20 protein-coding genes are annotated in these 24,699 nt (G+C 47.4%); 13 read left to right on the top strand and 7 right to left on the bottom strand.

The window, feature by feature from the left end:
* Positions 1-150 precede the first annotated feature (150 nt).
* Together OWN49_RS07175 and OWN49_RS07170 are read left to right on the top strand one after the other, a co-directional pair.
* Entirely contained in the window at positions 151-1,218 is a 1,068-nt protein-coding gene (locus OWN49_RS07175) for a DUF3810 domain-containing protein (RefSeq protein ID WP_077722923.1), read from the top strand.
* Between the two features lie 50 nt (positions 1,219-1,268).
* A complete protein-coding gene (locus OWN49_RS07170) occupies positions 1,269-2,006 on the top strand; it encodes a thioesterase II family protein (protein ID WP_077722922.1) in 738 nt (245 codons plus the stop codon).
* 667 nt (positions 2,007-2,673) lie between these two features.
* Here OWN49_RS07170 and OWN49_RS07165 read toward each other — a convergent pair.
* From OWN49_RS07165 to OWN49_RS07155, 3 genes are all read right to left on the bottom strand, one after another.
* Positions 2,674-4,011, bottom strand: a complete 1,338-nt coding sequence (locus tag OWN49_RS07165; RefSeq protein ID WP_070082450.1) for an MFS transporter — start codon at positions 4,009-4,011, stop codon at positions 2,674-2,676.
* A complete protein-coding gene (locus OWN49_RS07160) occupies positions 3,984-4,607 on the bottom strand; it encodes a TetR/AcrR family transcriptional regulator (RefSeq protein WP_172615166.1) in 624 nt (207 codons plus the stop codon). Before OWN49_RS07160 ends, OWN49_RS07165 begins: the two co-directional genes overlap by 28 nt.
* Before the next feature lie 71 nt (positions 4,608-4,678).
* The gene (locus OWN49_RS07155) at positions 4,679-7,180 is read right to left on the bottom strand and encodes a PEP/pyruvate-binding domain-containing protein (RefSeq protein WP_077722920.1); all 2,502 of its coding nucleotides are present in this window, start codon (positions 7,178-7,180) and stop codon (positions 4,679-4,681) included.
* Positions 7,181-7,479: 299 nt separating this feature from the next.
* Between OWN49_RS07155 and OWN49_RS07150 the strand changes: the two genes are divergently transcribed.
* The 3 genes from OWN49_RS07150 (at position 7,480) to uvrA (ending at position 12,758) form a co-directional block, all read left to right on the top strand.
* The gene (locus OWN49_RS07150) at positions 7,480-7,716 is read left to right on the top strand and encodes a CsbA family protein (RefSeq protein ID WP_003151438.1); all 237 of its coding nucleotides are present in this window, start codon (positions 7,480-7,482) and stop codon (positions 7,714-7,716) included.
* Between the two features lie 175 nt (positions 7,717-7,891).
* Complete coding sequence (gene uvrB, locus OWN49_RS07145) at positions 7,892-9,877, top strand: excinuclease ABC subunit UvrB (protein ID WP_077722919.1); 1,986 nt, start codon at positions 7,892-7,894, stop codon at positions 9,875-9,877.
* Between the two features lie 7 nt (positions 9,878-9,884).
* Positions 9,885-12,758 (top strand): excinuclease ABC subunit UvrA, encoded by a 2,874-nt coding sequence (gene uvrA / locus OWN49_RS07140; RefSeq protein ID WP_077722918.1) that lies wholly within the window; start codon positions 9,885-9,887, stop codon positions 12,756-12,758.
* Positions 12,759-12,806: 48 nt separating this feature from the next.
* Here the strand turns inward: uvrA and OWN49_RS07135 are convergent, their stop codons facing one another.
* Positions 12,807-13,046, bottom strand: coding sequence for a hypothetical protein (locus tag OWN49_RS07135; protein WP_003151443.1), 240 nt, complete (start codon positions 13,044-13,046; stop codon positions 12,807-12,809).
* Positions 13,047-13,244: 198 nt separating this feature from the next.
* On the opposite strand from OWN49_RS07135, the gene OWN49_RS07130 reads away from it, so the two are divergent.
* The 6 genes from OWN49_RS07130 to OWN49_RS07105 all read left to right on the top strand — a co-directional run bounded on the left by OWN49_RS07130 (position 13,245) and on the right by OWN49_RS07105 (position 19,948).
* Positions 13,245-13,571, top strand: coding sequence for a hypothetical protein (locus OWN49_RS07130; protein WP_003151444.1), 327 nt, complete (start codon positions 13,245-13,247; stop codon positions 13,569-13,571).
* Between the two features lie 24 nt (positions 13,572-13,595).
* Positions 13,596-14,693 carry a DUF4097 family beta strand repeat-containing protein gene (locus OWN49_RS07125; RefSeq protein ID WP_070082446.1) on the top strand — a complete coding sequence of 366 codons (1,098 nt, stop codon included), beginning with the start codon at positions 13,596-13,598 and terminating at the stop codon, positions 14,691-14,693.
* A 4-nt stretch (positions 14,694-14,697) separates the two neighbouring features.
* On the top strand, positions 14,698-14,892 hold the full coding sequence (locus tag OWN49_RS07120; protein ID WP_003151448.1) for a PspC domain-containing protein: 195 nt from the start codon (positions 14,698-14,700) through the stop codon (positions 14,890-14,892).
* Entirely contained in the window at positions 14,893-15,252 is a 360-nt protein-coding gene (locus tag OWN49_RS07115; RefSeq protein ID WP_014418984.1) for a phage holin family protein, read from the top strand.
* Between the two features lie 93 nt (positions 15,253-15,345).
* Positions 15,346-19,215 carry a metallophosphoesterase gene (locus tag OWN49_RS07110; protein WP_176283557.1) on the top strand — a complete coding sequence of 1,290 codons (3,870 nt, stop codon included), beginning with the start codon at positions 15,346-15,348 and terminating at the stop codon, positions 19,213-19,215.
* Between the two features lie 157 nt (positions 19,216-19,372).
* Positions 19,373-19,948, top strand: a complete 576-nt coding sequence (locus OWN49_RS07105; RefSeq protein ID WP_176283556.1) for a TetR/AcrR family transcriptional regulator — start codon at positions 19,373-19,375, stop codon at positions 19,946-19,948.
* A 144-nt stretch (positions 19,949-20,092) separates the two neighbouring features.
* On the opposite strand, the gene OWN49_RS07100 is transcribed toward OWN49_RS07105, so the two are convergent.
* From OWN49_RS07100 to nagA, 3 genes are read right to left on the bottom strand one after another with little or no spacing between them, the layout of a single operon-like run.
* Positions 20,093-20,824 (bottom strand): GntR family transcriptional regulator, encoded by a 732-nt coding sequence (locus tag OWN49_RS07100; RefSeq protein WP_176283555.1) that lies wholly within the window; start codon positions 20,822-20,824, stop codon positions 20,093-20,095.
* Positions 20,825-20,837: 13 nt separating this feature from the next.
* A complete protein-coding gene (nagB, locus tag OWN49_RS07095; RefSeq protein WP_003151453.1) occupies positions 20,838-21,563 on the bottom strand; it encodes a glucosamine-6-phosphate deaminase in 726 nt (241 codons plus the stop codon).
* A complete protein-coding gene (nagA, locus tag OWN49_RS07090; RefSeq protein WP_176283554.1) occupies positions 21,560-22,750 on the bottom strand; it encodes an N-acetylglucosamine-6-phosphate deacetylase in 1,191 nt (396 codons plus the stop codon). Before nagA ends, nagB begins: the two co-directional genes overlap by 4 nt.
* 169 nt (positions 22,751-22,919) lie before the next feature.
* Between nagA and hprK the strand changes: the two genes are divergently transcribed.
* Both hprK and lgt read left to right on the top strand, forming a co-directional pair.
* Entirely contained in the window at positions 22,920-23,852 is a 933-nt protein-coding gene (gene hprK, locus OWN49_RS07085) for an HPr(Ser) kinase/phosphatase (protein WP_003151456.1), read from the top strand.
* Between the two features lie 14 nt (positions 23,853-23,866).
* Entirely contained in the window at positions 23,867-24,682 is an 816-nt protein-coding gene (lgt, locus tag OWN49_RS07080) for a prolipoprotein diacylglyceryl transferase (RefSeq protein ID WP_007407440.1), read from the top strand.
* Positions 24,683-24,699: the final 17 nt, after the last annotated feature.

The raw sequence follows: 24,699 nt of genomic DNA, 5'->3' as shown, positions 1-24,699 counted from the left end.
GAGGTATGGCTTTTGGAAAGGTTATTGCTAACTCCAAAACCTTTAGAAGATGAATCTTTAGCAGGATATATATTAAGAATAACTGATTATAATGGTTATGTTGGATAGGGGGAGTACATTATAAAAAAGCTTTTACTTAAGAGATTGCCGTTGATCTCACTTGGAGTTATAGCTTATATACTGACAAAATACGCGCAGAACCATCAGGATTGGGCGGAGAAATACAGTAGGTCTGTATATCCGTTATTGTCAAAAACAGTAGGACTTGTACCTTCTTGGGTCACATTTTCTGTTAGTGAATGGCTCGTCGTGTTGGTTGTGTTACTATTTCTATTTTATATCGTTTATTATGTGCGCAAGGTCATCATGAGTAAAGGTGCACGTAGGATGGTAGTTTATCGTGGTGCTCTAGGAATCGTTACGATCTGTAGCGTGATATATTTTTGTTATACTATTTTGGGTGGAATAAACTATTACAGATATTCTTTTTTGTCTTATACCGAATATAAAGAAGAGAACTACAGCAAGGAGGAACTGGTCAAATTGAGTAAGTCGCTTGCCGTTGAAATGGAATTGGCAAGGGAAAAGTTAGCGGATACTGATCTTTTGGCTCATGTACCAGAGGTTTTTGATTATTATGCACAACACGCAGTGTTCTCAATGCAAATGTTATCAAAGAAATATCCTGTTTTGGAGCATTCATATTCAACACCAAAACCAGTGGTGATGTCAAAACTAATGTCGCATGCAGGGATACATGGTATTTTTGTCCCTTTTACTTATGAATCCAATATCAATGTTAATGTGCCAGTTTTTTTGGTGCCTGCTACTATGGCACATGAATTGGCACATCAGAGTGGTTTCATGCATGAGGATGAGGCAAATTTTATAGCATATCTGGCATGTAAGCAGCAGGATGATCCAATGATACTTTACAGTGGTTTTTTTCTAGCATTTGATTATTCTATATCTGAGCTAAAGAAAGTGGATCCAGATCAGGCGTCTGATATAATGTCCAGTCTGTCCAAGGCGGTGCAGCATGATATAGAACAAAATGAGCAGTACCGGGATAAGTATGAGGGTGTTATTTCAAGTATTTCAAGAAATGTAAATGATGTATATCTGAAGGCAAATAATCAGACAGACGGTTTGAATAGCTATAGTGATATGGTGAATTTGTTGCTGGCAGAGCAGCGAGAGATAGAGAAGTACAATTAAATGTATCTTGAATACTTATAGGTTTATATAGTAATGATAGTGGGCTCAAGTTGAACATAGGAGTGAGTGAAATAAATAAAATAAAAGTATTTCCTATTCCATATGCTGGAGCGTCGGTAAATGCATATTATGAATGGAAAAAACTACTGCCGGATAGATATGAATTGTGTATATGTGAATTGGCTGGAAGAGGAACTCGATTCACAGAGCCTTGTTACCAGTCTGTTGATGAAGCAAGTGAAGATATCGCCAAAAGAATAAGTGAACAATTAGAATATGACGATGAATATGTTATATTTGGACACAGCATGGGAGCCTTATTGACTTATGAGATATATTATAAACTTAAGCAAATGGGAACTAAGGAACCAAGGCATCTGTTTTTTTCTGGGCGAGATGCTCCACATATTTTTGAAAAGAGAGAAGACATTGAAAATATGACTAATGAAACTTTCTTGACAAAGGTGGAACAATATGGGGGAATACCAGAGGAGTTTTATACAAAAGAGATTATGGATATGTTTCTTCCGATTTTGCGAGCAGATTTTATAATTTTGGACAATTATAAGTTTCAGCCCAAAGCAGAAAAAATAAGTTGTGGAGTAAGCGTTTTTTATGCGGATAGCGATTTTTCGACTCATATCAATGAAATGCATAAATGGAGTGAAGTTGTTGAAGGAAACGTGAAATTTCATAAGTTTAAAGGAGAACATTTTTTTTTGAATCGGTATCCTAATGATATTGTAAATACTATTGTTAAAGATACAGAGACTTATTCTTGTTCATGAGAGATTCCTCGTTTCGTCAATGTTGGTGTGGTAACTTACATTGTACAAGAGGAATCTCTCTTTTGCATTCATTTTTTGGTAGAATTTAGATAATCGACAGACGTGTTATTATATAAATCTAAAAAGATTTTGGTTTAGACTTTCTTGTCCCAATCAAGTTCCAAAAATAAAAATTTAGACTTTCTTTTCTTTGTACAGTTTGAATGTGTTTTGAAATATTATATTTAAAATAAATTTTATCAGTCTGAGAATCCTTCAATGATTGTTACTTAATTTTGCTTAATTATAAAAGTAATATTCAATAATTGTTTTAGGTAGGTTTTAGTAAGGAGAATTATGAAAAAAATTAAGAAAAAACATTGGAAATAATAAGCTTTCAGTTTTATTAATTATGAAAAATCACATATAAAAAGCCTGGTGCCGCTAACAACACGGCGGCCGGGCTTTTTTTACGGCCGGATTACGGCGCAAGCGGCCGAACTTGATCTGAGCTCTTAGCGATTTACATTTCCCTTTTCTCTTTTAAATAAAAAGATTCTCATAGAGCAAAACCGCATTGCGATACTCTATGCAGCGGGGGAGTGCGGTGACACTTTCGAGAGAGAAAAATAAGAAGGAAAACTAGAAAAGGTTCCGGAAAGCGGGTGCTCACGGAACCTTTTTTTGTTTACGCCGAATGGCTTTTTTTCGTATCAACGGTTTCGCCGGACTTAATTCCAAGTGATACGAACAAGCCGATCACAGAAACTCCGATCAATATGATAAACAGAATATGAAACCCGGAGATTAAACCGATCAGTGCTGAAGAAATAATGCTTCCGAAATAACGGAAGGTGGAAAAAATCCCGGATGCGATACCGGACATGCCCGGTTCTACCGTCGCAAGAGAAGACACCTGCATGCTCGTCAGCCCCGCACCGGACGCGATGCCCCCTACAATAAGCGATGCCATAAGAAACGGAACGGAATGGGAATAAACCAAAAGCAGAAATAAGAGATTGGCTACAGCCATCAGCCCGAAGGACAGAAAAATCATTCTTCGCGCGCCCCATTTCTGGTGCAGCTGAGCTCCGCCCCAGTTGCTGGCGGACATGAAAACAGAAAAGACTGACAGCGCCATGCCGCTGTGCGACGTATTCATGCTGAAGTGGCCGGTCATAAAGAGCGGCATAATCAATAACACGGCGTACATCATTAAATTGCTTAACAGGACCGACAGATTGGCGCTCGTAAAGGTCGTGTTTTTAAACAGGTCAAAATCAATAATCGGATGTTTCGTGCGCAGCTCCCGCCTGAAAAATAGCGGAACAAATATGAGAATGAGCAGCGCGTACACCCAATAGCCCAAAGAGCTTTCATTTTTCGTCAGAAGAATAATAGACACAATGCTTCCGGCAAGCAAAACGGACCCGATGATATCAAGCGGTGCGTCGGACGTTTCTTCTTTATATTTAGGAAACATCATTAATGCCGTCACGAGTGCGATCGCAAGAAACGGAATGTTGACCCAAAAGATCGAATGCCAGCTGAAGCTCTCAATTAATAGAGAGCCGATAAACGGACCGAGAGCCGCGCCCAGCCCGGCGCCGAGGCCGAAAAAACCGAATACTTTCGGAAGGCGTTTTTCAGACACGACATGGCGGATGATGGCGATGCTGTTTGGCGTAAGCAAAGCGCCGCCGGCAGCCTGAAGCGCCCGGAAGAAAATCAATAAGAAAAGACTTGGTGAGAGGGCGCACCCCAATGATGCGATGAGAAAAAGGCCGACGCCCCATAAATACATTTTTTTGTTACCGTACATATCACCGAGTTTGCCGGCGATGGGCTGTGTCACGGCCATCACGATTAAATACACGGTCACTACCCATGTGATGCTGGCAATTGATTCGCTGAATGAGCGGGAAATGGACGAAAGGGCGACTGCGATCATCGTAGAATTGATGGGAACGAGTATGGCTCCCAGCAAAAGCGAAACGATCAGCGCCCATTCTTTCTTTGAACCCATCCTTCATCCTCCTTGGAGCCGGAAAATGACCGGCCGGTAATGCCTTTCATGAAAATCTCAGTGCTGTGTTTCAGCATCGTTTCCTCAGAGAGAGTAATGACTCTTTTCCCCAGCTGCAGCCGGTGTATAAAATAACCGAAAATCATCGTCATAAAGACGTCTGCATTAGCTTCTTCGCTGCCGGGGCTTATTATATTTTTCTTTGTCAGCTCCTTAAAGTAAACGATTAAATGCTTTTTCACGGATTGAGGATATACGACAATATCCTGCAGGACGTCTTCGAATAGTTCCGGTTCGCGCAGGCAGATGCGGAACACTTCTTTTTTTTGTTCCAATTGCTGCAGAAGGGTCGCGGCGAAATGAAGAAGATCCTCATACAGATCGCCTTCCGCCTTGGTGATCATGCTTTCCGGAACCGGCGCCTGCTGTTCAATCATGGCTTTCATTAATCCTTGCTTGTTTTTAAAATTACGGAAAATCGTTGCTTCGCTTACTTTTGCTTTTTCTGCGATTTCCTTTGTTGTCGCTGCGCGGTATCCTTTTTGGATGATCAGATTCATCGCGGCGTCAATAATTCTCTTGTTCGTCGTTCTCAACATGTTTCACCTCGCGTAAATACTGGCAGGACAAGTATACACCCGCCCTGCCCGTCAATAAAGAGGGAAACCTAGCATGAAGCGCGTTTGACAATCGTAATCTTGCCGTTTGTCCCGTCTACCGTGACGATATCTCCGTCGTTGAGCCTGTCAGTCGCGGCACGTGTGCCGAGAACGGCCGGGAGCCCGTATTCTCTCGCGATGATCGCCGCATGTGACAGGATGCCGCCCGTGTCCGTAATGACGGCCTTTGCATCCTGGAACAGACTGGTCCAAAGCGGTGTCGTCATTTTGCAGACAAGCACGTCTCCTGTTGAAAAACGGGAAAATTCACTTGCGTCACGAATGACTTTCACCGGGCCGCTTGCAATTCCGCTTGACGCTGCAAGTCCGTAAATTTGATGTTCAGTGTTTTTTTCATCTTCTGTGATGGAGCCGGTAATCTGTTCAGCCGTTTTCAGCTGTTCCGAAGTCGGAGTCCCGAGATAAGCGGGGGCTTCAAGCAATTGATATTGCTGGAAGAGCTGTTTTCGTTCAGCGGCTTTTTCCTGCATCGGAACCGGCGACGCCAGCGCTTTCTCGACTTCATCGCTGTATAAGTACCACATATCCTCCCGATCATCGATTACGCCTTGTTTTTGAAGCAGCTCGCCGATTTTCAGAAGGCAAAGGCGTGCTTTGGCGTCCAGCATCGCATCAATATAAAAATGGTGATCATCTTTGATGACGGATGAAGACAATGTCCACTGATAATAGCGGTCAAACGTCTCCCGGAAGCCATCATCTTCAATTCTATCCATAAAGTCGGCGTAGAGCTGTTTTCGTTTTTCTATCGTTTTATGAAACTCACTGTCAAAATCGTATCCGTTCCGGACATAGTTCTGAATGTTGGCCAAAGCGAAATAAGGGTTTTCCGCCCAAGTTTGTTCAATGAGATCATGACTTTTCACGGATCTCCAGCCGTATTCCTGTAAAAATTCGCCGACTTGTTCGAGAAAGCGTTTTCCCTCATTTGATTGCAGAAGCGTCTGATGCAGCTCATCGGCATGAGAAACCGTAAAGACGCGCCGCAGTTCAGGGCTGTCTTTTACTTGTCCGGAAAGCAGCCAGAGCTGTCTGTCGGTCTCCAATGACTTATTCATGACGCCGGCCAGCATTTCATACAGAAGGGAGGTGTTTTCTTTCTCAACCTGTCCGTACATAGATTCCAGTATCATGTTTAACGCAACCTGCGGAAAGACAATATTGAAATGTTCTTCGTATCCTTTTAAATAGAAGTCTTGCAGGTTTCGGAACGCATCAAGGGCAGTCTCCGGTGTATGGTCTGTATGCGCCAGTTCGTCCAGCTTTTGATAAAAAGGCAGAAAGGTTTCCTGAATAATATCGTACATGCGGTCAGCCAAGACGGGGAAAAGCGCTTCTAACTGTTCTGCGGGCAGCTTGTCGTCCGTCTTATGCTGTCTGGAAAAAACATGGCCCTGATGAAGTTTGACACGCTCAATCTCGATGCCCATCACAGGGAAGGCCTTCGTGCTCTCTTTGAGGCCGTATTCCAAAGCCGGCACAATGAGTGAAGCGAATAACGGGCTGACGGGACCTTCTATATTGGCCTCCATATTGAGCCAAAAATCTTTCTGATCCCGGGGCGTCATAATAAATTCCCGTTCTTCGTCTGCCGCTTTCTGATCCTGCGCGATCGTTGTAATCGGTCTGGCCTGAAGCAGATACAGCTTATTTTCGGCAAATCCGAATTCGAGATCCACGGGATAACCGTACAGTTCCTCCGTCTTTATTGTCAGCATGGCAAGCTCTTTGACGCTCTCGTCATCAAGGCAGAAGCGGTTTCTCATGTCAGCGGACGTCTCTTTTTCCGTCACGCCTTCGTCTTTAGAGACGATATACATTTCTTTTAAGCCGATTTCTTTTTCAATCTGAAATGTGTCTTTATTGACGATAAATGTGTCGGGCGTCACGCTGCCGGAGACGATTGCTTCTCCGAGACCGTAGCTCGCGCTGATCATCAGTTCTCCGTCATCATGTGTGACGGGGTTGCGGCTGAAAATGACTCCTGAAACCTCGGAATTGATGAGACCTTGCACGACAACGCCCATTAACGGTTCTGCGGTGTCATTGTTCATTTTCTCTTTATAACCGCTGACCCGCGCCGAGAAGAAGGAAGCCCAGCATTCTTTCACTTTTCCGAGAAACTCTTCTTCTGTTTTGATATTTAAATAGGTTTCGTACTGGCCCGCGAAAGAAGCGCCTTCAAGATCTTCGGACGCGGAGGAGGAACGTACGGCGACAGAGGCGTATGATTCTCTCAATTCATAAAACGACGCGGTCAGTTCCTCCCGAAGCTCTTTTGAAAACGTGCCGTTCATAATGGCGCGCTCCAGCTGTTCCTGATCTGCTTGAAGCCCGTTGTCTTCCATAAAACGTATCAGGGCATTCGTCTGAATGATAAAACCGCCGGGAACGGGCAGCCCGTTTTTCGTCAGTTTAATCAGGTTCATTCCTTTTGCTCCTGCAGAGCGGCTCGATTCTTCCGCTTTTTGAAATCGCACTGAATACATGCGGTATGACCCCCTTTTTTCTTCATCCAAGAAAATGATAGTAAACACTATCATTACATTGTAAAGAGGGAGGAAGAAACTGTCAAAGATACAAAGACCTAAACCTTCTCATCCTTTCGGCTGAAGAAAGGTAGTTCGATTCATCTGGTTAATGGTTCAATGGATTTATATTCACATTTTTTTTGACAGATGATTGAAGACTGCTGAAAAAGGGTATTGTGATAGCAGGGGAACGATTGTCCGATTCTTCATTTTTTACTATAATCAGATGAGATGAAGAATTCCCGAGGAGGGTTTTTGTGATTACAAAAGCCGTTTTTGCATTATGTTTCCCTTTTATGCTGGTCGTCCTTTTTACGCGCGTCACGTTTAACCACTATGTGGCGATCGCTCTCACAGCCGCACTGCTTTTCGCATCCTATTTAAAGGGTTACACCGAAACGTATTTTATCGTTGGATTGGATGTCGTATCGCTGGTGGCCGGAGGGCTGTACATGGCCAAAAAAGAAGCAGACAAAAAGAAAGACAATGCCTGACATGGTGAATATGAAATAGAATGCCTGCTTTTACGCCATAAAAGCAGGTTTTTTATACAAAAATTGACTTGGTAAAAATAAACCATCGAACTTTAGTTCGTATTTTTAGTGATTTTGCCCGTCATTGTGTTACTATATCAATAGGAAGATTTCGTAAAGAAACGGAGGCTTTTTTGTGAAAGATCGTTTTGAGTTAGTCTCGAAATATCAGCCCCAGGGAGATCAGCCGCAAGCGATTGAGAAGCTTGTCAAAGGCATACAGGAAGGCAGAAAACACCAGACTCTCCTGGGTGCGACAGGGACGGGCAAAACCTTTACCGTGTCCAATCTGATTAAAGAAGTGAATAAACCGACACTGGTCATTGCCCATAACAAAACCCTTGCCGGACAGCTGTACAGCGAGTTTAAGGAGTTTTTCCCGAACAACGCTATCGAATATTTTGTCAGCTATTACGATTACTATCAGCCGGAGGCGTACGTGCCTCAAACGGATACTTTTATAGAGAAAGACGCAAGCATTAATGATGAAATTGATAAACTGAGACACTCCGCGACATCCTCTCTGTTTGAACGGAGAGATGTCATTATTATCGCGAGTGTGTCATGCATATACGGTCTCGGTTCGCCTGAAGAATACCGGGAAATGGTCGTGTCGCTCAGACCGGAAATGGAGATTGAGCGGAACGAGCTGCTGAGAAAGCTTGTGGATATCCAGTATGCCCGCAATGATATCGACTTTCAGCGCGGGACGTTCCGCGTGCGCGGAGACGTTGTGGAAATCTTCCCGGCTTCCCGTGACGAACATTGTATCAGAGTGGAATTTTTCGGAGACGAAATTGAGCGGATCAGAGAGGTCGACGCTTTGACCGGAGAAATTCTCGGCGACCGTGACCATGTCGCGATTTTCCCGGCTTCCCACTTCGTCACCCGGGCGGAAAAGATGGAAAAAGCGATTCTGAATATTGAACAGGAGCTTGAGGAGCGCTTGAAAGTGATGCGCGAAAACGGCAAGCTCCTTGAAGCGCAGCGGCTTGAGCAGCGGACGAGGTATGATCTTGAAATGATGCGGGAAATGGGTTTTTGCTCAGGGATCGAGAACTATTCAAGACATTTGACGCTCCGTCCTCCTGGCTCTACGCCGTATACGCTGCTTGATTATTTTCCGGACGATTTTATGATTGTCGTCGATGAATCACATGTGACGATTCCGCAGGTGCGCGGCATGTTCAACGGTGACCAGGCGAGAAAACAGGTGCTTGTCGATCACGGGTTCCGCCTGCCGTCAGCGCTTGACAACCGTCCGCTCCGATTCGAGGAATTTGAAAAGCATATGCACAACATCGTGTACGTGTCGGCGACTCCGGGACCGTATGAAATTGAGCATACGCCGGAAATGATCGAGCAGATCATCAGACCGACGGGACTCCTCGATCCCCTCATTGACGTCCGGCCGATCGAAGGACAGATTGATGATCTGATCGGCGAGATTCAGGCGAGGATTGAACGGAATGAACGCGTTCTCGTGACGACTTTAACGAAAAAAATGTCAGAGGATCTGACCGATTACCTCAAGGAAATCGGCATCAAGGTCAATTATCTGCATTCCGAGATTAAGACGCTTGAACGGATTGAAATCATCCGTGACCTCCGCCTCGGAAAACATGATGTGTTAATCGGCATCAACCTGCTGAGGGAAGGGCTTGATATTCCGGAAGTGTCACTTGTCGCCATTCTCGATGCGGATAAAGAAGGCTTCCTCCGTTCTGAACGTTCGCTGATTCAGACGATCGGACGGGCGGCACGAAACGCGGAAGGCCGCGTCATCATGTATGCCGATAAAATCACGAATTCGATGGAGATCGCAATTAATGAAACGAAGCGCCGACGGGAACAGCAGGAGCGCTTTAACGAAATTCACGGCATTACGCCGCAAACGATCAATAAGGAAATCCGCGATGTGATCCGCGCGACGCAGGCCGCTGAGGATAAAGAAGAATATAAAACAAAAGCCGCGCCTAAACTGGCGAAGATGACGAAGAAAGAACGCCAGAAAGTCGTTGAGCAAATGGAGCACGAAATGAAAGAAGCGGCCAGAGCGCTTGATTTCGAGCGGGCGGCAGAGCTTCGTGATTTACTGTTAGAGCTTAAAGCGGAAGGATGATGAACACATGGCAATTGACCGGATCGAGGTGAAAGGTGCAAGGGCGCACAATTTAAAAAACATTGATGTAACGATTCCCCGGGATCAGCTCGTCGTCGTGACGGGCCTGTCCGGATCGGGAAAATCATCCCTTGCCTTTGACACCATTTACGCGGAAGGACAGAGGCGGTATGTTGAATCGCTTTCTGCCTATGCGCGCCAATTTTTAGGGCAGATGGATAAGCCGGACGTTGATGCGATCGAAGGGCTTTCTCCGGCGATCAGCATTGATCAGAAAACGACGAGCCGCAATCCGCGGTCAACCGTCGGAACGGTAACGGAGATTTATGATTATCTCCGGCTGCTGTACGCGAGGGTCGGGAAGCCGCACTGCCCGGAGCACGGCATTGAAATTACGTCGCAAACGATCGAACAGATGGTTGACCGGATTCTTGAATATCCGGAGCGGACGAAGCTTCAAGTGCTTGCGCCGATCATCTCAGGCAGAAAAGGCGCCCATGTCAAAGTGCTTGACCAAATCAGAAAGCAAGGTTACGTAAGGGTGCGGATTGACGGAGAAATGGCCGAGCTTTCCGACGATATTGAACTTGAAAAAAACAAAAAGCATTCCATTGAAGTAGTCATTGACCGGATTGTCGTCAAGGAAGGGGTTGCCGCACGGCTTTCCGACTCACTGGAAACCGCGCTCCGCTTAGGGGAAGGCCGTGTCATGATAGATGTCATCGGTCAGGAAGAGCTGATGTTCAGCGAGCATCACGCCTGTCCGATGTGCGGTTTTTCTATCGGGGAGCTTGAACCCCGGCTGTTTTCGTTTAACAGCCCGTTCGGCGCCTGCCCGACTTGTGACGGTCTAGGTTTGAAGCTGGAAGTGGACCCTGAGCTTGTCATTCCCAATCCTGAACTGTCATTAAAGGAACACGCCATCGCGCCGTGGACGCCGATCAGTTCACAATATTATCCGCAGCTGCTTCAGGCGGTCTGCCGCCATTACGGCATTGATATGGAGACTCCGGTCAAAGACCTGCCGAAGCATCAGCTTGATAAAGTGCTGTACGGCAGCGGCAATGAACGGATCTACTTTAAATACGAGAATGATTTCGGACAAGTGCGCGAAAATGAAATTGAATTTGAAGGTGTGCTGCGCAATATTGAGAGACGGTATAAAGAGACAAGCTCCGATTATATCCGTGAACAGATGGAGCAGTACATGTCACAGAAGCCGTGCCCGACATGCAAAGGCTACCGGCTGAAGAAAGAAGCGCTTGCCGTTTTGGTCAACGGGCGCCACATCGGCACCATTACCGAGCTTTCCGTCGGCGATGCGCTGGAATTTTTCAAAAACCTGACGCTGTCTGAGAAAGATATGCAGATTGCCGATTTAATTTTAAGAGAGATTGTGGAGCGTCTCAGCTTTTTAGATAAAGTCGGTCTTGATTACCTGACGCTGAGCAGGGCGGCGGGAACGCTGTCAGGCGGAGAAGCCCAGCGTATCAGGCTTGCGACGCAGATCGGCTCCCGTTTGTCAGGCGTCCTGTACATTCTTGATGAGCCGTCCATCGGCCTTCACCAGCGTGACAATGATCGTCTGATCAGCGCGCTGAAAAACATGAGGGATCTCGGCAACACACTGATTGTCGTGGAGCATGATGAAGATACGATGATGGCTGCCGATTATTTGATAGATATCGGTCCGGGCGCCGGCATTCATGGCGGCCGCGTCATATCGGCGGGGACGCCTGAAGAAGTGATGAATGATGCAGATTCTCTGACCGGACGTTATTTGTCAGGGGCTCAATTCATCCCGATGCCTCCGGAGAGAAGAAAGCCTGACGGCCGGTTCATTGAAATCAAAGGTGCTTCAGAAAACAACCTGAAAAAAGCGAACGCCAAATTCCCGCTCGGCACTTTTACGGCGGTGACAGGTGTGTCCGGTTCCGGAAAAAGCACGCTTGTAAATGAAATTCTGCATAAGGCGCTTGCGCAAAAGCTTCATAAAGCCAAAGCGAAACCGGGAAGCCATAAAGAGATCAAAGGCCTTGACCACCTTGATAAGGTGATCGACATCGACCAGGCGCCGATCGGCCGGACACCGAGATCAAATCCGGCAACTTACACGGGTGTGTTTGATGATATCCGCGATGTATTCGCGCAGACAAATGAAGCAAAGGTGCGCGGCTATAAAAAAGGCCGGTTCAGTTTTAATGTAAAAGGCGGGCGCTGTGAGGCCTGCCGCGGCGACGGCATCATCAAAATTGAGATGCACTTCCTTCCTGACGTGTACGTTCCGTGTGAAGTGTGCCACGGCAAACGTTACAACCGGGAGACGCTTGAGGTCACATACAAAGGAAAAAGCATTTCCGACGTTCTGGATATGACGGTGGAAGATGCTCTGTCTTTCTTTGAAAATATCCCGAAAATCAAACGCAAGCTTCAAACGCTTGCTGATGTCGGACTTGGGTATGTGACGCTCGGCCAGCCGGCGACGACGCTGTCAGGCGGAGAAGCGCAGCGCGTCAAGCTCGCTTCCGAGCTGCATAAGCGTTCCACCGGCCGGACGCTGTATATTCTGGACGAACCGACGACAGGCCTCCACGTTGATGATATCGCAAGGCTTTTGGTTGTGCTTCAAAGACTCGTCGATAACGGTGATACCGTTTTGGTCATTGAACACAATCTCGATATCATTAAAACGGCGGACTACATCGTCGATCTGGGACCTGAAGGCGGAGCGGGCGGCGGCACGATCGTAGCCTCCGGAACGCCTGAAGAAGTTGTCGAAGTGAAAGAATCATATACGGGGCGCTATCTGAAACCGGTAATGGAACGCGATAAAAAACGGATGAAAACATTGCTGGCCGAAAAAGAAACGGCAGCCACGTAATAGATCAATAAAAACAGCCCAAAACTTATCGGTTTTGGGCTGTTGTTGTTACAGGCTTTTTTTCTGTTGGGGAAGCTGTCTGCTTAAATGCATTAAGTCCTGCAGAATATGGGTGCTGCTGCTGTCCAGCAGCACTTTTATATATTGGATATCATGGGAAATGGGAAGAGGGGCTGCTTTGATCTGTTCCAATTCAGCCAGCATTTCGCTGTTCATTCTTTTCTGTTCGCGAATTAAATTTCGAAGACTCTCTTCCGTTACTTGGGCGTTTTCGGGATCTTTCTCCATTTGTATGTCCTCCTTGCATACGGTCAGGCTTTGTTACATATTGTAATCGGTTCGGGGAAAAGATTCTATAGTGAAATCTCTGAAACCAAAAATTACGTATAACGAAGCATGTCCTTAGCATGAAAATGAAACCCGCTCATTCGTCATACGTATGTATAAGGAAGGGTTTTTTACATCACGGCACAGGGAGTGTTTTTATTGAACCGAAATCAAGCAATTATCGCATCAATCTGTTATTTCAGCGTGTTTCTCGCGCCGCTCATTCTTCCGATTGTGGCTTATTTTGTCGTCGATGAAAAAGAGACGAAGCGGCATGCCATGCGCGCTCTGATTTCCCATATCATTCCGTTTGCGGGCTTGCTGATTGTGACCGCGGGTGTTGTCGGCGGATTGATTACGGCCCAGGGGGAGAGTATGGTGCCCGTTTTTGTTATGATAACAGGAGCAGCTGTTTATTTTCTGATCCTCATCGGAATGGTCATTTGGAATATCGTGCAGGGAATTAAGGTGTTACGCCAGGTGTAAGAAAAGTCGGGGGAGGAGTTTTGTATGAAACAGGAGAAAGAACGGATTTTAAAGCTTGTGGAAGACGGGATGCTGACGGCGCAGGAAGCACTGACGCTCATTGAAAAACTGGATCATGAATATAAAGAAAAAGAAGAGCAGATCACCGCATTATCTGCGGAGGTTCAGGAACCTGCGGAAGATTTCGAAAGCGGGGCAAAAGAAAGCCAAAAGCCGTCGCTCGGGGCGAAGCTGTTCGACTGGATTGATTCTGCCGTCAAAAAAGTGAAGGAAGCGGATCTTGATCTGAATTTCGGCCACGCACACGAAGTGCAGCATATTTTTCAATTTAAAGACAGTGAATTCTCGGCCATTGATATGCAGATCGCAAACGGCAGCGTCAATATCGTACCGTGGGCGGATGAAGATATCAGAGCGGAGTGCCAGGCGAAAGTGTACCGGGCGGACAGTCAGGAGGCGGCGCGCACCGCATTTCTACAGCACATTGAGTGTGAAGTGAAGGGCAATAAGTTTTTTGTCCGCACGGAAAAGAAAACGATGAAAACCAATGTTACGCTTTATGTTCCCCAGAAAGAGTACGATAAGATAAGAGTGAAGCTGTTTAACGGACCGATCAGAGGGGAACATTTACATGTAAAAGAATTCTCGGCGAAAACGACAAACGGCGTTCTGTCATTCTCTCATTTGACGGCTGAGAAAGCGTCGGCGGAAACGGCTAACGGACAAATCAAGCTGGCCGGACATCAATGCGGCGCGATTGAAGCGGAAACGATCAACGGCTTGATTGATTTGCGCGGATCGAGTGAATCCATTGACGTTCAAAGCTTTAACGGCAATATCATGCTTACCGTGACAGCGCCGCACTGCCGCTCCATCTACACGAAAACGACGACCGGAAACGTGGAGATCGCTCTGCCTGATGATTCGGCGGTGAAAGCGGAGCTCAAAAGCAATCTCGGCTCTCTCAGCCATGAGCTGATTGATGCGGAAATTTTAAAGGAAAAGAATGATACCATTCAAAAAGAACTGATGCTGGCATCAAATCAAGGCCATGATCAGCATCTCTCGATTTTCTCAGAATCGTTAACAGGAGCCATTAAGCTCAAGCATACTCAGAGGTGATTGGATGAAAAGACTTTACCGTTCAGAAAAAAACCGTAAAATCGCCGGTGTCGTCGGCGGTTTGGCGGAGTACATCAATATGGATGCGTCGCTTTTGCGCATTATAACCGTTGTATTAGCGCTTGTCACGAGCGGAATCGTGCCGATTGTATATATTATCTGGTGTTTTGTTGTACCTTTAGAAGGAGATTTGAAATAAATGATCAAATGGGCAGTCAGCATTTTAGTAAATGCTTTATTATTAATCGTTATCGCGGGATATTTTGATTCCGTCCATATCAGCAGTATCGGAGCGGCTGTCATCGCCAGTGTGATTCTTTCTGTGTTAAATGTGCTGATCAAACCGATCATCGTCATATTGACATTGCCTGTCACGGTTGTGACCCTCGGCCTCTTTCTGTTTGTCATCAACGCCATTACGTTAATGATGACCGCAGCCTTGATGGGAGACAGCTTTCAGATTGACGGGTTCGGCACCGCCATTTGGGCATCCGTCGTGCTGTCCGTTTTCCACTTGCTGATCCAAAAAGGCATATTGGAGCCGCTTAGAAAAGGATAAAAAACAAGCTGTCCCGAGAGGGCAGCTTTTTTATGTGCGGTTTACATAAGCGGCAGCCTCCTGACGCAACATAATGCATAGGGAGGTAATGAGATGAAACTTGTGATGACGCTCTTTTTTCTGATTGGTTTGCTTTGTGTGAGTCCTTCTGCGGATGCGGCGCGCAAAGAATCGGCAATCCCCGTGAATCAGCAGGAATTCGGACAGCCGCCTCATTACATACCGCTTCTGGAGAATCCTCCCCAAATCGAAGTAAAGGCGGAAATGAAAAGAAACCTGTTCATACAGGCTCATGTACGGAATGCTGACTATCAAGCGTTTTCGGCGTTTCTTTTTTATAAACAAAGCAATGAGCTGGGGTTTAAGATGGTGCCGATGGAGCCCGCGCCAGGCGCAATCCGGCTTTTTACGGCCCAGGTTTCAAAACGGGATATCTGGAATGGAGAATTGGAATATTACCTCGTTTTCACCAACGGCAGACAGCGGGCGGAATCGGAGAAAAAGCGGCTGAAGCTGGACGGCTATCAAGCCGATTTGAATCATATTCCCGAGCTGATGATTACGGAGCTTGCGGTTGATACGAAAAATGAAGACGGCGCTGATGCCTATGAATTTATCGAGGTGTATAACACGACGGACAGGCCCATTCATTTTAAAGACTATCATATCCGCTACCGCTATCCGAAGGAAGGGCCGGAATCAGATATGATATGGAGGCCGAAAGAAGATACCGTCATTCCGTCAGGCGGGACTTACGTGTTTTGGCTGAGACGCGCCGCATCAGAACTGACGATAGATGATTTCAACCGCTATTACGGGACACATCTGAAGGAAGGAGAACATCTCGCCGTCATCGAAGGGACGGACGGAATGTCCAACGGCCGCCCGCGTACGGTCGTGCTGTCGGCAAATACCGGCAAGGATATCGCCTCAGCGCAATACCGGAAACACGCTTTCCGCCGACTGACTTCTTTGCTGTACAAATATCCGCTGAACGGAACGGGAGAATTGCTGAAGATCTCCACGAGCGAGCATAAGCCGTCACCGGGCTCCGTTTTTCAGGCGCAGATTCCGCAGCAGAAAAGGGTGATCAAACCGGACAAGGAAAAACCGGTCATCGAAGACCTTACAGACAGAAAGCCCGTCCGGCCCGCTGAAAGCATTGAATTAAAGGCTGACATAAAAGACAAAAACCTTGTCAAAACAGCCGCGTTTTATTACCGGACCAATGAGAAAAAACCATTCAAACGAATTCTGGCCGAAAAAGACCGCAACGACAGCTTATACCATCACATTCTTTATTCCCCGGAACTGCTCGGCCAGGATCAGCTTGAGTATTATATCGCAGCCAGTGATGGAGAAAATGAAGCAAAAACGCCCGTCAAGATGATTGACATTGAACAGACGAGCAAATCACACGGACTCAGAATGAATGTTGAACCAGAAGATACGATATCCGGCACCTATCTGCTCAAAGCGACTTCCGACGTCAGCGCCGATAAGATCAAGCTGTGGATTGACGGCAAGCGGCAGGAGACCCGTCCGGCGCTGGAAAAAGAGGTCTATTTCGCCTTCGATGCCCGGAAAACGAATCTTTATTTTCAAAACACCGTCATGATGGAAAACGAGGTGCTGCACATTTTTGACGATCCGTCTCACCGCTACAGAACGCACTCGGTTCTGCTTCCGGAACGTCTGCTGCAAAAAGGCGGCAAAACACAGAAAGTATCCATCCGTTCGGGCTCAAAGGTTTCTCCGTATGACACGGGAGAGAATCGGGATGATTTTGTCGTGAAACATGCCCGTCTGGTGCTTTCGGACGGAACGGTGATCAAAGACGGGAAGACCGATCCGTCCGAGCAGCTGTTTATCGGTGACGGCAGGCGGGCGAATCAGCAGAAGACCTTCTCATTCAGCCTGCCGGATCATTTGTTTACGTCACGGCTGCTGCCGTGGAACACGGCGAAGCTTTCGGAAGGCTATCACCATATTTTTGTTAGCGACGGTGAGGAGCAGCTGAGCCAATCTGTGCGGGTGGACAATTCGGGGCCGAAGATTGTCCCAGGTATCAAAGAAGGCGCGGCGCTGAAAGGTAATGTTGAGCTGAATGCGGACATCCGTGACAAATGGAGCAAAGTGGAAGAGGTGAAAGCGTTTTTGGACGGAGAAAGCATTACGCTCCCGCATCACACGTCATCAGCCGATCTCAAGCCCGGAAAGCATACCCTTACCATCATTGCGGCAGACCTTGCCGGAAATGAAACAACGTCCGTCCGCACCTTCCATATCAAACGGGAGGAGCCGAACCAGCCGGAGCTTGCCGGTCAAAAAATCGGCGCCCGCAAAGCAAAGCTGTCCGTCCGGGTAAAAGACCCGACGAAGGATGACATGAATGTATCATTTTATCGCGGCTTCCGTTATACCGCGCGGAATCCGGGCAGTGTGAAAGTGTATAAACACGCCTCATTAACGGAACCGCCGAGGGGCATAAAAGAAAATGAAATGCCGTTTACCCTGCCGGAAATGAACCGTATCTCGGCAAATGACGGAAAAACCGTTTCGGCAGAAAGTATGGAGCGTTTTCCTTATCACCGGTTCGAAGTCTCCGTTGACCCGTCTATCGACGAAACGGATCTGGCCGAGGCTGTCTGGAAAGGAAGCTCTCTGCCCGGCCGAAAGGTAACCATGTATTTTTGGAATTACCGGACAAGCCGCTGGCAGGAGGCGGACAGCGTCCTTGCCAAAGATAAAAAGCCGTTTACATTAAAAGCCGCCGTTTCCGCAGCGGATGTGGTGAAGAACTCAAAAATGAATGTCATCGTGCAGGATCAAATACCGGCGAAAGGCAATTACACGTTTGTCTGGATGTCGGATACACAGTATTACGCACAAGGGCACCCGCACATTTTTGACAAAATGACGGAGTGGATCAAAGAAAATAAGGAAAAGCACAATATTAAATATGTCTTTCATACCGGTGATATTGTCGATGATTCAATGGTGATGAAACAGTGGAAAAACGCCGACCACTCCATGCGGACGCTTGACAAGGCGGGAATTCCGTACGGAGTGCTTGCCGGCAATCACGACGTCGGCCATAAAGACGGCACATACCGAACCTTCGGGGATTTCTTCGGGAGCCGCCGGTTTGAACAGAACATGCATTACGGCGGATCATACAAAAATAACCGCGGGCATTATGATCTGCTGTCGGCAAGCGGGAACGATTTTATTATGATTTATATGGGCTGGGGCATTACGGAACAAGAGATTGACTGGATCAATCAAGTGCTGAAGAGGTATCCGGACCGAACCGCCATCTTATGCTTTCATGAGTACTTGCTTGTGAGCGGAAATCGAAGCCCGATCGGGGAGACGATCTATCGAAAAGTCGTCAAGCCGAATCGCAATGTGGCGATGGTATTAAGCGGCCATTACCATAACGCCATGAAAAAAACCGATGCGCTTGACGATGACGGGGACGGAAAACCGGACCGCCTCGTCCACCAAATTCTGACCGACTACCAGGACGGTCCGGAAGGGGGGCAGGGCTTTATGCGCATTATGCAATTTGATCAGGCCGCCAATCAGGTTCACATGTTCTCCTACTCGCCGTACACGGATGACATCAATTACTATGACACCGATCTGTTCGCTGATAAAGACGAATTCTCAGCAGAAATGGATTTACAGCCGAAGAGGAAAAGGGTAGCGACCGATTATTTTGAATGCAACGTCTATACGAACGAACTGCTCGGTCATAAAAAACACGTAAAAAGCGGAAAAACCGCAAATTGGGTCTGGGACGGCCTGCAGCCTGATTCCGTTTATTACTGGTACACCGTCGTGAAGGACCCGTACAACGGCAAAACAATATCACCGCTGTGGATGTTCAAAACGGGAAATACGCCGTATCACCCGGCTCCGGATCAGTTTGATTTCAGGCATGCCTCAAACCCATAGCAAAAACATAAAGCCTGCCGATCGGTCAGAAGAAAATCTGACGGTCAGCAGGTTTTTTTCTGTAACATGAATGGCGGTACTAAGTGTTTTTGACTTTTTTATGTCCCTTTTCTATACTAAAATCGATTGGTTTTCGTAATATGCAGGAGGAAACATAATGAACAGTAAAACCGGGACTAAAGAAAGAATTATTCAAACCTCTGCATATCTTTTTCAGATTCAGGGATACCATGCGACTGGTTTGAATCAAATTATAAAAGAGAGCGGAGCACCCAGAGGGTCCGTGTATCATCACTTTCCAAACGGAAAAGAAGAACTCGCCATTGCGGCGATCAAATATACGGGAAGATGCGTTGAAAAGCAGATACAGAATAGTATGTCTCAATCCGCGGACCCTGTAGAAGCGATTCAGCACTTTATTCATGTAACGGCTGAACAGTTTAATGATCCGCAGAATATTGAGGGCGTGCCGGTTGGATTGCTGGCGGGTGAGACCGCTCTGATCAATGAAACGTTAAGATGCACTTGTGTTGAGGTGTTCAAGAAGTGGACGGATGTGTTTGCGGCTAAATTTCTTGAGCATGGGTTTGAACAAGAGGAAGCGGAGAAGCTTGGGATGACAATCAACTCGATGATTGAAGGCGCAATCATGTTTTCATTGGCTCATAAAAACAAAGAACCGCTGCTGCTGATTTCAAAGCAGGTTCCGTATATTATCCAAAACAGAGGGTAGCATTTTATTACTCTTTTCTTTATAAAAATAGATACCGGAACCCCAGCCTCTTCGTTTTGACAGAGTCATAGAGAACATTCACCGGCTTGGTTTGAAAATGGCAGATCAAAAAAACATCTCCAACCCGTAACGGTTGGAGATGTTTCATTTCACCCTGTCCATATAATGCACGAATGTGTAGCGGTCGCCTCTGTAGGCGGATTTGACGTGCTCAAAAGCAGTGCCGTCCTGCAGATAAGTGGTCCGCTTGATATAGAGGACGGGGGCACCGGGCTGGATACCGAGCAGCTCAGCTTCTTCCTCGGAAGCGGCTCCCGGTTCAAGCTCTTGTTTTGCCCGTGAGATCGGCATCTGATTGTACGCTTCAATATGCTCATACATGGATGATTGAAAATGGGAGGCATCCAGTTTTCCCGCCTTGTCAAACGGGATGTACGATGCCTCAATCGCCATCGGGATATCATTTGCCAGCCGGACGCGGATGATTTTATGAAGCGTTGCCAGATAGCCGCACCCCAGGATAGAAGATAATTCTTCCGTCGCCTGAATCAGCTGGTATTCGGCAAGTCTGCTCCCCGGCTTCATGCCCCGGCTTCTCATATCTTCGGTGAAGCTTGTCAGCCCTTGAAGCGGCTGTTCCATCTTCAGTTTGCTGACGAACGTTCCCCGGCCTTTCTGTCTGTATAAAAATCCTTCATTCACCAGATTGGAAAGCGCCTGGCGCACCGTCATGCGGCTGATGCCGAATTGTTCGGCGTATTCCCGCTCCGACGGAAGCAGCGCATCCGCTTTCAGCTCGCCGTTTTTGATTTGTGTTTTCAATTGTTCCATAATCTGAAAGTAAATCGGAATCGGAGATTGTTTATCAATCTGCATAGGTCAAATCCTTTCAATCGCCGCCCGCAGCCTTTTCATCAATCAAGACCGTCACATCCGGATGCGCGTGCAGGGCGGAGGCGGGGAATGCTTCGCTGACGCGCCCGTCCAGAAGCTGCTTCACCGCTTGGGCCTTGCTTTTTCCGGATGCCATGATCAAAATCCGTTTGCCTGACAAAATCGTTCCGATCCCCATTGTCAGGGCTTTTTCAGGGACTTGATCAATTGACGGAAAGTACCGCGCATTCGCCTGTCTTGTCTCTTCATTCAGCTCAACGACATGGGTTCGGGATTCAAATGGCGTCCCGGGTTCATTAAAGCCGATATGGCCGTTGTGTCCGATGCCTAAAAGCTGTATATCCGCTCCGCCGAGTGTTTGAATCAATCGGTCATAGCGCCCGCATTCGGCATCAAGATCGTCTGCCCGTCCGTCAGGGAGAAAGTGGCGGTCCTTTCGGCTGTCGATGTGTGCAAAAAAATGTGTATTCATATAATAATGATAGCTGTTTTTGTCCTCGGGAGAAAGCCCGGCGTATTCATCAAGGTTGATCGTCGTGACATTCCGGAATGACAAGCCTTCTGAGCGGTGCATCCGCACAAGTTCTTTGTATACGCCTTCAGGAGTGCCCCCCGTCGCAAGGCCGAGAACGGCATCCGGCTTTTGTTTCACTGTTTCAGCAATAATCGCTGCGGCTTTTTCACTTAATTCTTCATAATGTCTGCATGTGATAACATTCATGTCCAATCAGCCTCCCTTGAGATATATGCGGTGTTTCCGCGGCAAATTGTGGCCAGCACGCCGCACTGTCCGTCCGTCAGAACAACGTCGGCGTCTTTTCCTTGGGCGATGCTTCCTTTACGGTCGAATATGCCGAGGCGGCGGGCCGCATTTGCCGATGTCATATTTGCTATATCCAGCCATGAGCAGTTTGTAAACCTGCGCATGAGCGCCGCGCCTTCATTCATTTTTAAAATGGAACCGGCCAGCGTTCCGTCAGAGAGGAGCGCCGTGTCCCCGCGAACGGTGACTTTTTGCCCGCCGAATTCGTATTCTCCGTCCTTAAGCCCTTTTGCCCGCATGGAGTCTGTAATCATGATCAGGTTTTGGCTTCCTTTCGCCAAATAAGCAAGCTTTACAGCCAGAGGATGAGAATGAATGCCGTCAGTGATCAGCTCAGCCGTGATGCGGCCGCAGGCGAGAGCCGTGCCGATGCCCCCCGGCTCACGGTGATGAAAGGAGCTCATGGCGTTAAAGAGGTGCGTCATATGCACCGCCCCGGCATCAGCCGCTTTTTGTAAAAGCTCGGCTCCTGCGTCTGTGTGTCCCATTGACGGGATGATGTTTTGGTTTTTCAAATAACGGATCAGGCTGAAATCAGGATCTTCTTCCGGCGCAAGCGTCACGATTTTGATCAGCCCTCCCGAGAGTTGCTCCCATTTCTGAAACAGCCCGGCATCAGCAGGAGTAATCCATTGTTTCGGCTGTGCTCCCGCCTTTTTCGGAGAGACAAACGGTCCTTCTAAATGAATGCCGATCAACTCAGCGCCTTTTTGGGTCTGCGGTGAGGAAGACGCCCATTTTTGGGCGTTGACGAGCGCTTTTTCAATGTTTTCGTGCTGCTGTGTGATCGTTGTCGCTAAAAAAGCGGTTGTTCCTTCTTCGGGCAGCCGGGCGGACAGTGTATCAAGAGCCGCAACATCGGCATCCATCGTATCCGCGCCGTATCCGCCGTGAATATGGATATCAATCATTCCGGGAAGCGCATACGAGCCCTCGGGCGCCTTCCATTCCTTCTCATACGTTTCTTGCGGCCTTGTTTTTCCCGCGTAAGAAATGATGCCGTCCTTTATACCGAGAAAACCGTTTCGGATGATTTCTTTTTCTGTTACGATGTCCGCACCGCTGATTAACAAGCTTTCAGCCACTTTAAAACACGCCTTTCTGGTTAGTTGTTAGTTTTATTTTACTCCTTTTCAGACTAGTTATCTAGACCAGTTATGCCGGAATTGTATAAATCTGTTTTGGTTCAGACGGTAAAGTGATAAAATATAACTGTTCAAAGCTCGGAACATCCCAGAACAGGAGGAACATATCTTGGCAAAGGTTCGGACCAAAGACGTAATGGAACAGTTCCATTTAGAATTGATCAGCGGAGAAGAAGGGATTAACCGCCCGATTACGATGAGTGATTTATCACGGCCCGGTATTGAAATCGCCGGTTATTTTACATATTACCCGAGAGAACGGGTGCAGCTTTTAGGAAAAACGGAGCTGTCATTTTTCGATCAGCTTCCCGAGGAAGATAAGAAACAGCGGATGAAATCGCTGTGCACCGATGTGACGCCGGCTATCATACTTTCCAGAGATATGCCGATCCCGCCGGAGCTTGTAGAAGCTTCCGAGCAAAACGGCGTGCCTGTGCTCAGATCCCCTCTGAAAACAACCAGGCTGTCAAGCAGGCTGACGAATTTTCTTGAAAGCCGTCTCGCGCCGACAACGGCCATTCACGGTGTGCTTGTGGATATATACGGCGTCGGCGTGCTCATTACGGGAAAAAGCGGCGTCGGTAAAAGTGAAACGGCGCTGGAGCTTGTCAAACGAGGCCATCGTCTTGTCGCGGATGACTGCGTTGAAATCCGGCAGGAGGATCAGGATACCCTTGTCGGGAACGCGCCTGATCTGATTGAGCATCTGCTCGAAATCAGGGGGCTCGGCATTATAAATGTCATGACGCTGTTCGGGGCGGGCGCCGTCAGAAGCAATAAAAGAATTACTATCGTCATGGACCTTGAGCTTTGGGAGCAAGGAAAGCAATACGACCGTCTCGGACTTGAAGAAGAAAAAATGAAAATCATTGATACGGAAATTACAAAACTGACCATTCCCGTCCGCCCGGGGCGGAATCTCGCCGTTATTATCGAAGTTGCGGCGATGAACTTCAGATTGAAGCGGATGGGCTTGAATGCTGCCGAACAATTCACGAATAAGCTGGCGGATGTCATTGAGGACGGCGAACAAGACGAATAGGAGTTGGCAATAATATGAATGAAGCTGGAACACCGATCAATCCGATTGCCTTGCAGCTCGGGCCTTTATCCGTGCACTGGTACGGCATCATTATCGGCGCGGGCGCGTTATTAGGGCTTTGGATGGCCATGAGGGAGAGTGAAAAGCGGGGGCTGAAAAAGGACATTTTTATTGATCTTGTTCTTTTCGCCATCCCGATCGCAATCATTTGCGCACGGGCATATTATGTGCTTTTCGAGTGGAGCTATTACTCGGAACATCCCGGGGAAATCATTAAAACTTGGAAAGGCGGCATTGCGATTCACGGCGGATTAATCGGCGCGATCGCGACGGGAATCGTCTTTTCAAAAGTAAGAGGCATCTCATTCTGGAAGCTGGCGGATATTGCCGCGCCGAGTATTCTGCTCGGCCAGGCCATCGGACGCTGGGGGAACTTTATCAACCAGGAGGCTCACGGTGAAGCGGTCAGCCGGTCATTTTTGGAAAGTCTGCATCTTCCGGATTTCATCATCAATCAGATGTACATAGACGGACAATATTATCACCCGACGTTTTTGTATGAATCGCTGTGGAGTTTTGCGGGCGTCGTGATTCTGCTTCTGCTCCGCCGCGTGAACCTGCGCAGAGGCAATCTGTTTTTGACGTATGTGATCTGGTATTCAATCGGCAGATACTTTATTGAGGGAATGCGGACGGACAGCCTGATGCTGACGAGCCAGCTTCGGATCGCGCAGGTCATTTCCATTGTGCTGATTGTACTTGCGATTATTTTAATGATTTTCAGACGCATGAAGGGGTATGCTGATAAGCGGTATGCTGACACGGACTGACGACTGAAATCGGAAAG

The sequence above is a fragment of the Bacillus sp. NEAU-242-2 genome, assembly GCF_027853835.1.
Lineage (GTDB): Bacteria > Bacillota > Bacilli > Bacillales > Bacillaceae > Bacillus > Bacillus velezensis.
This window is presented reverse-complemented; position numbering and strand designations above follow the sequence as displayed.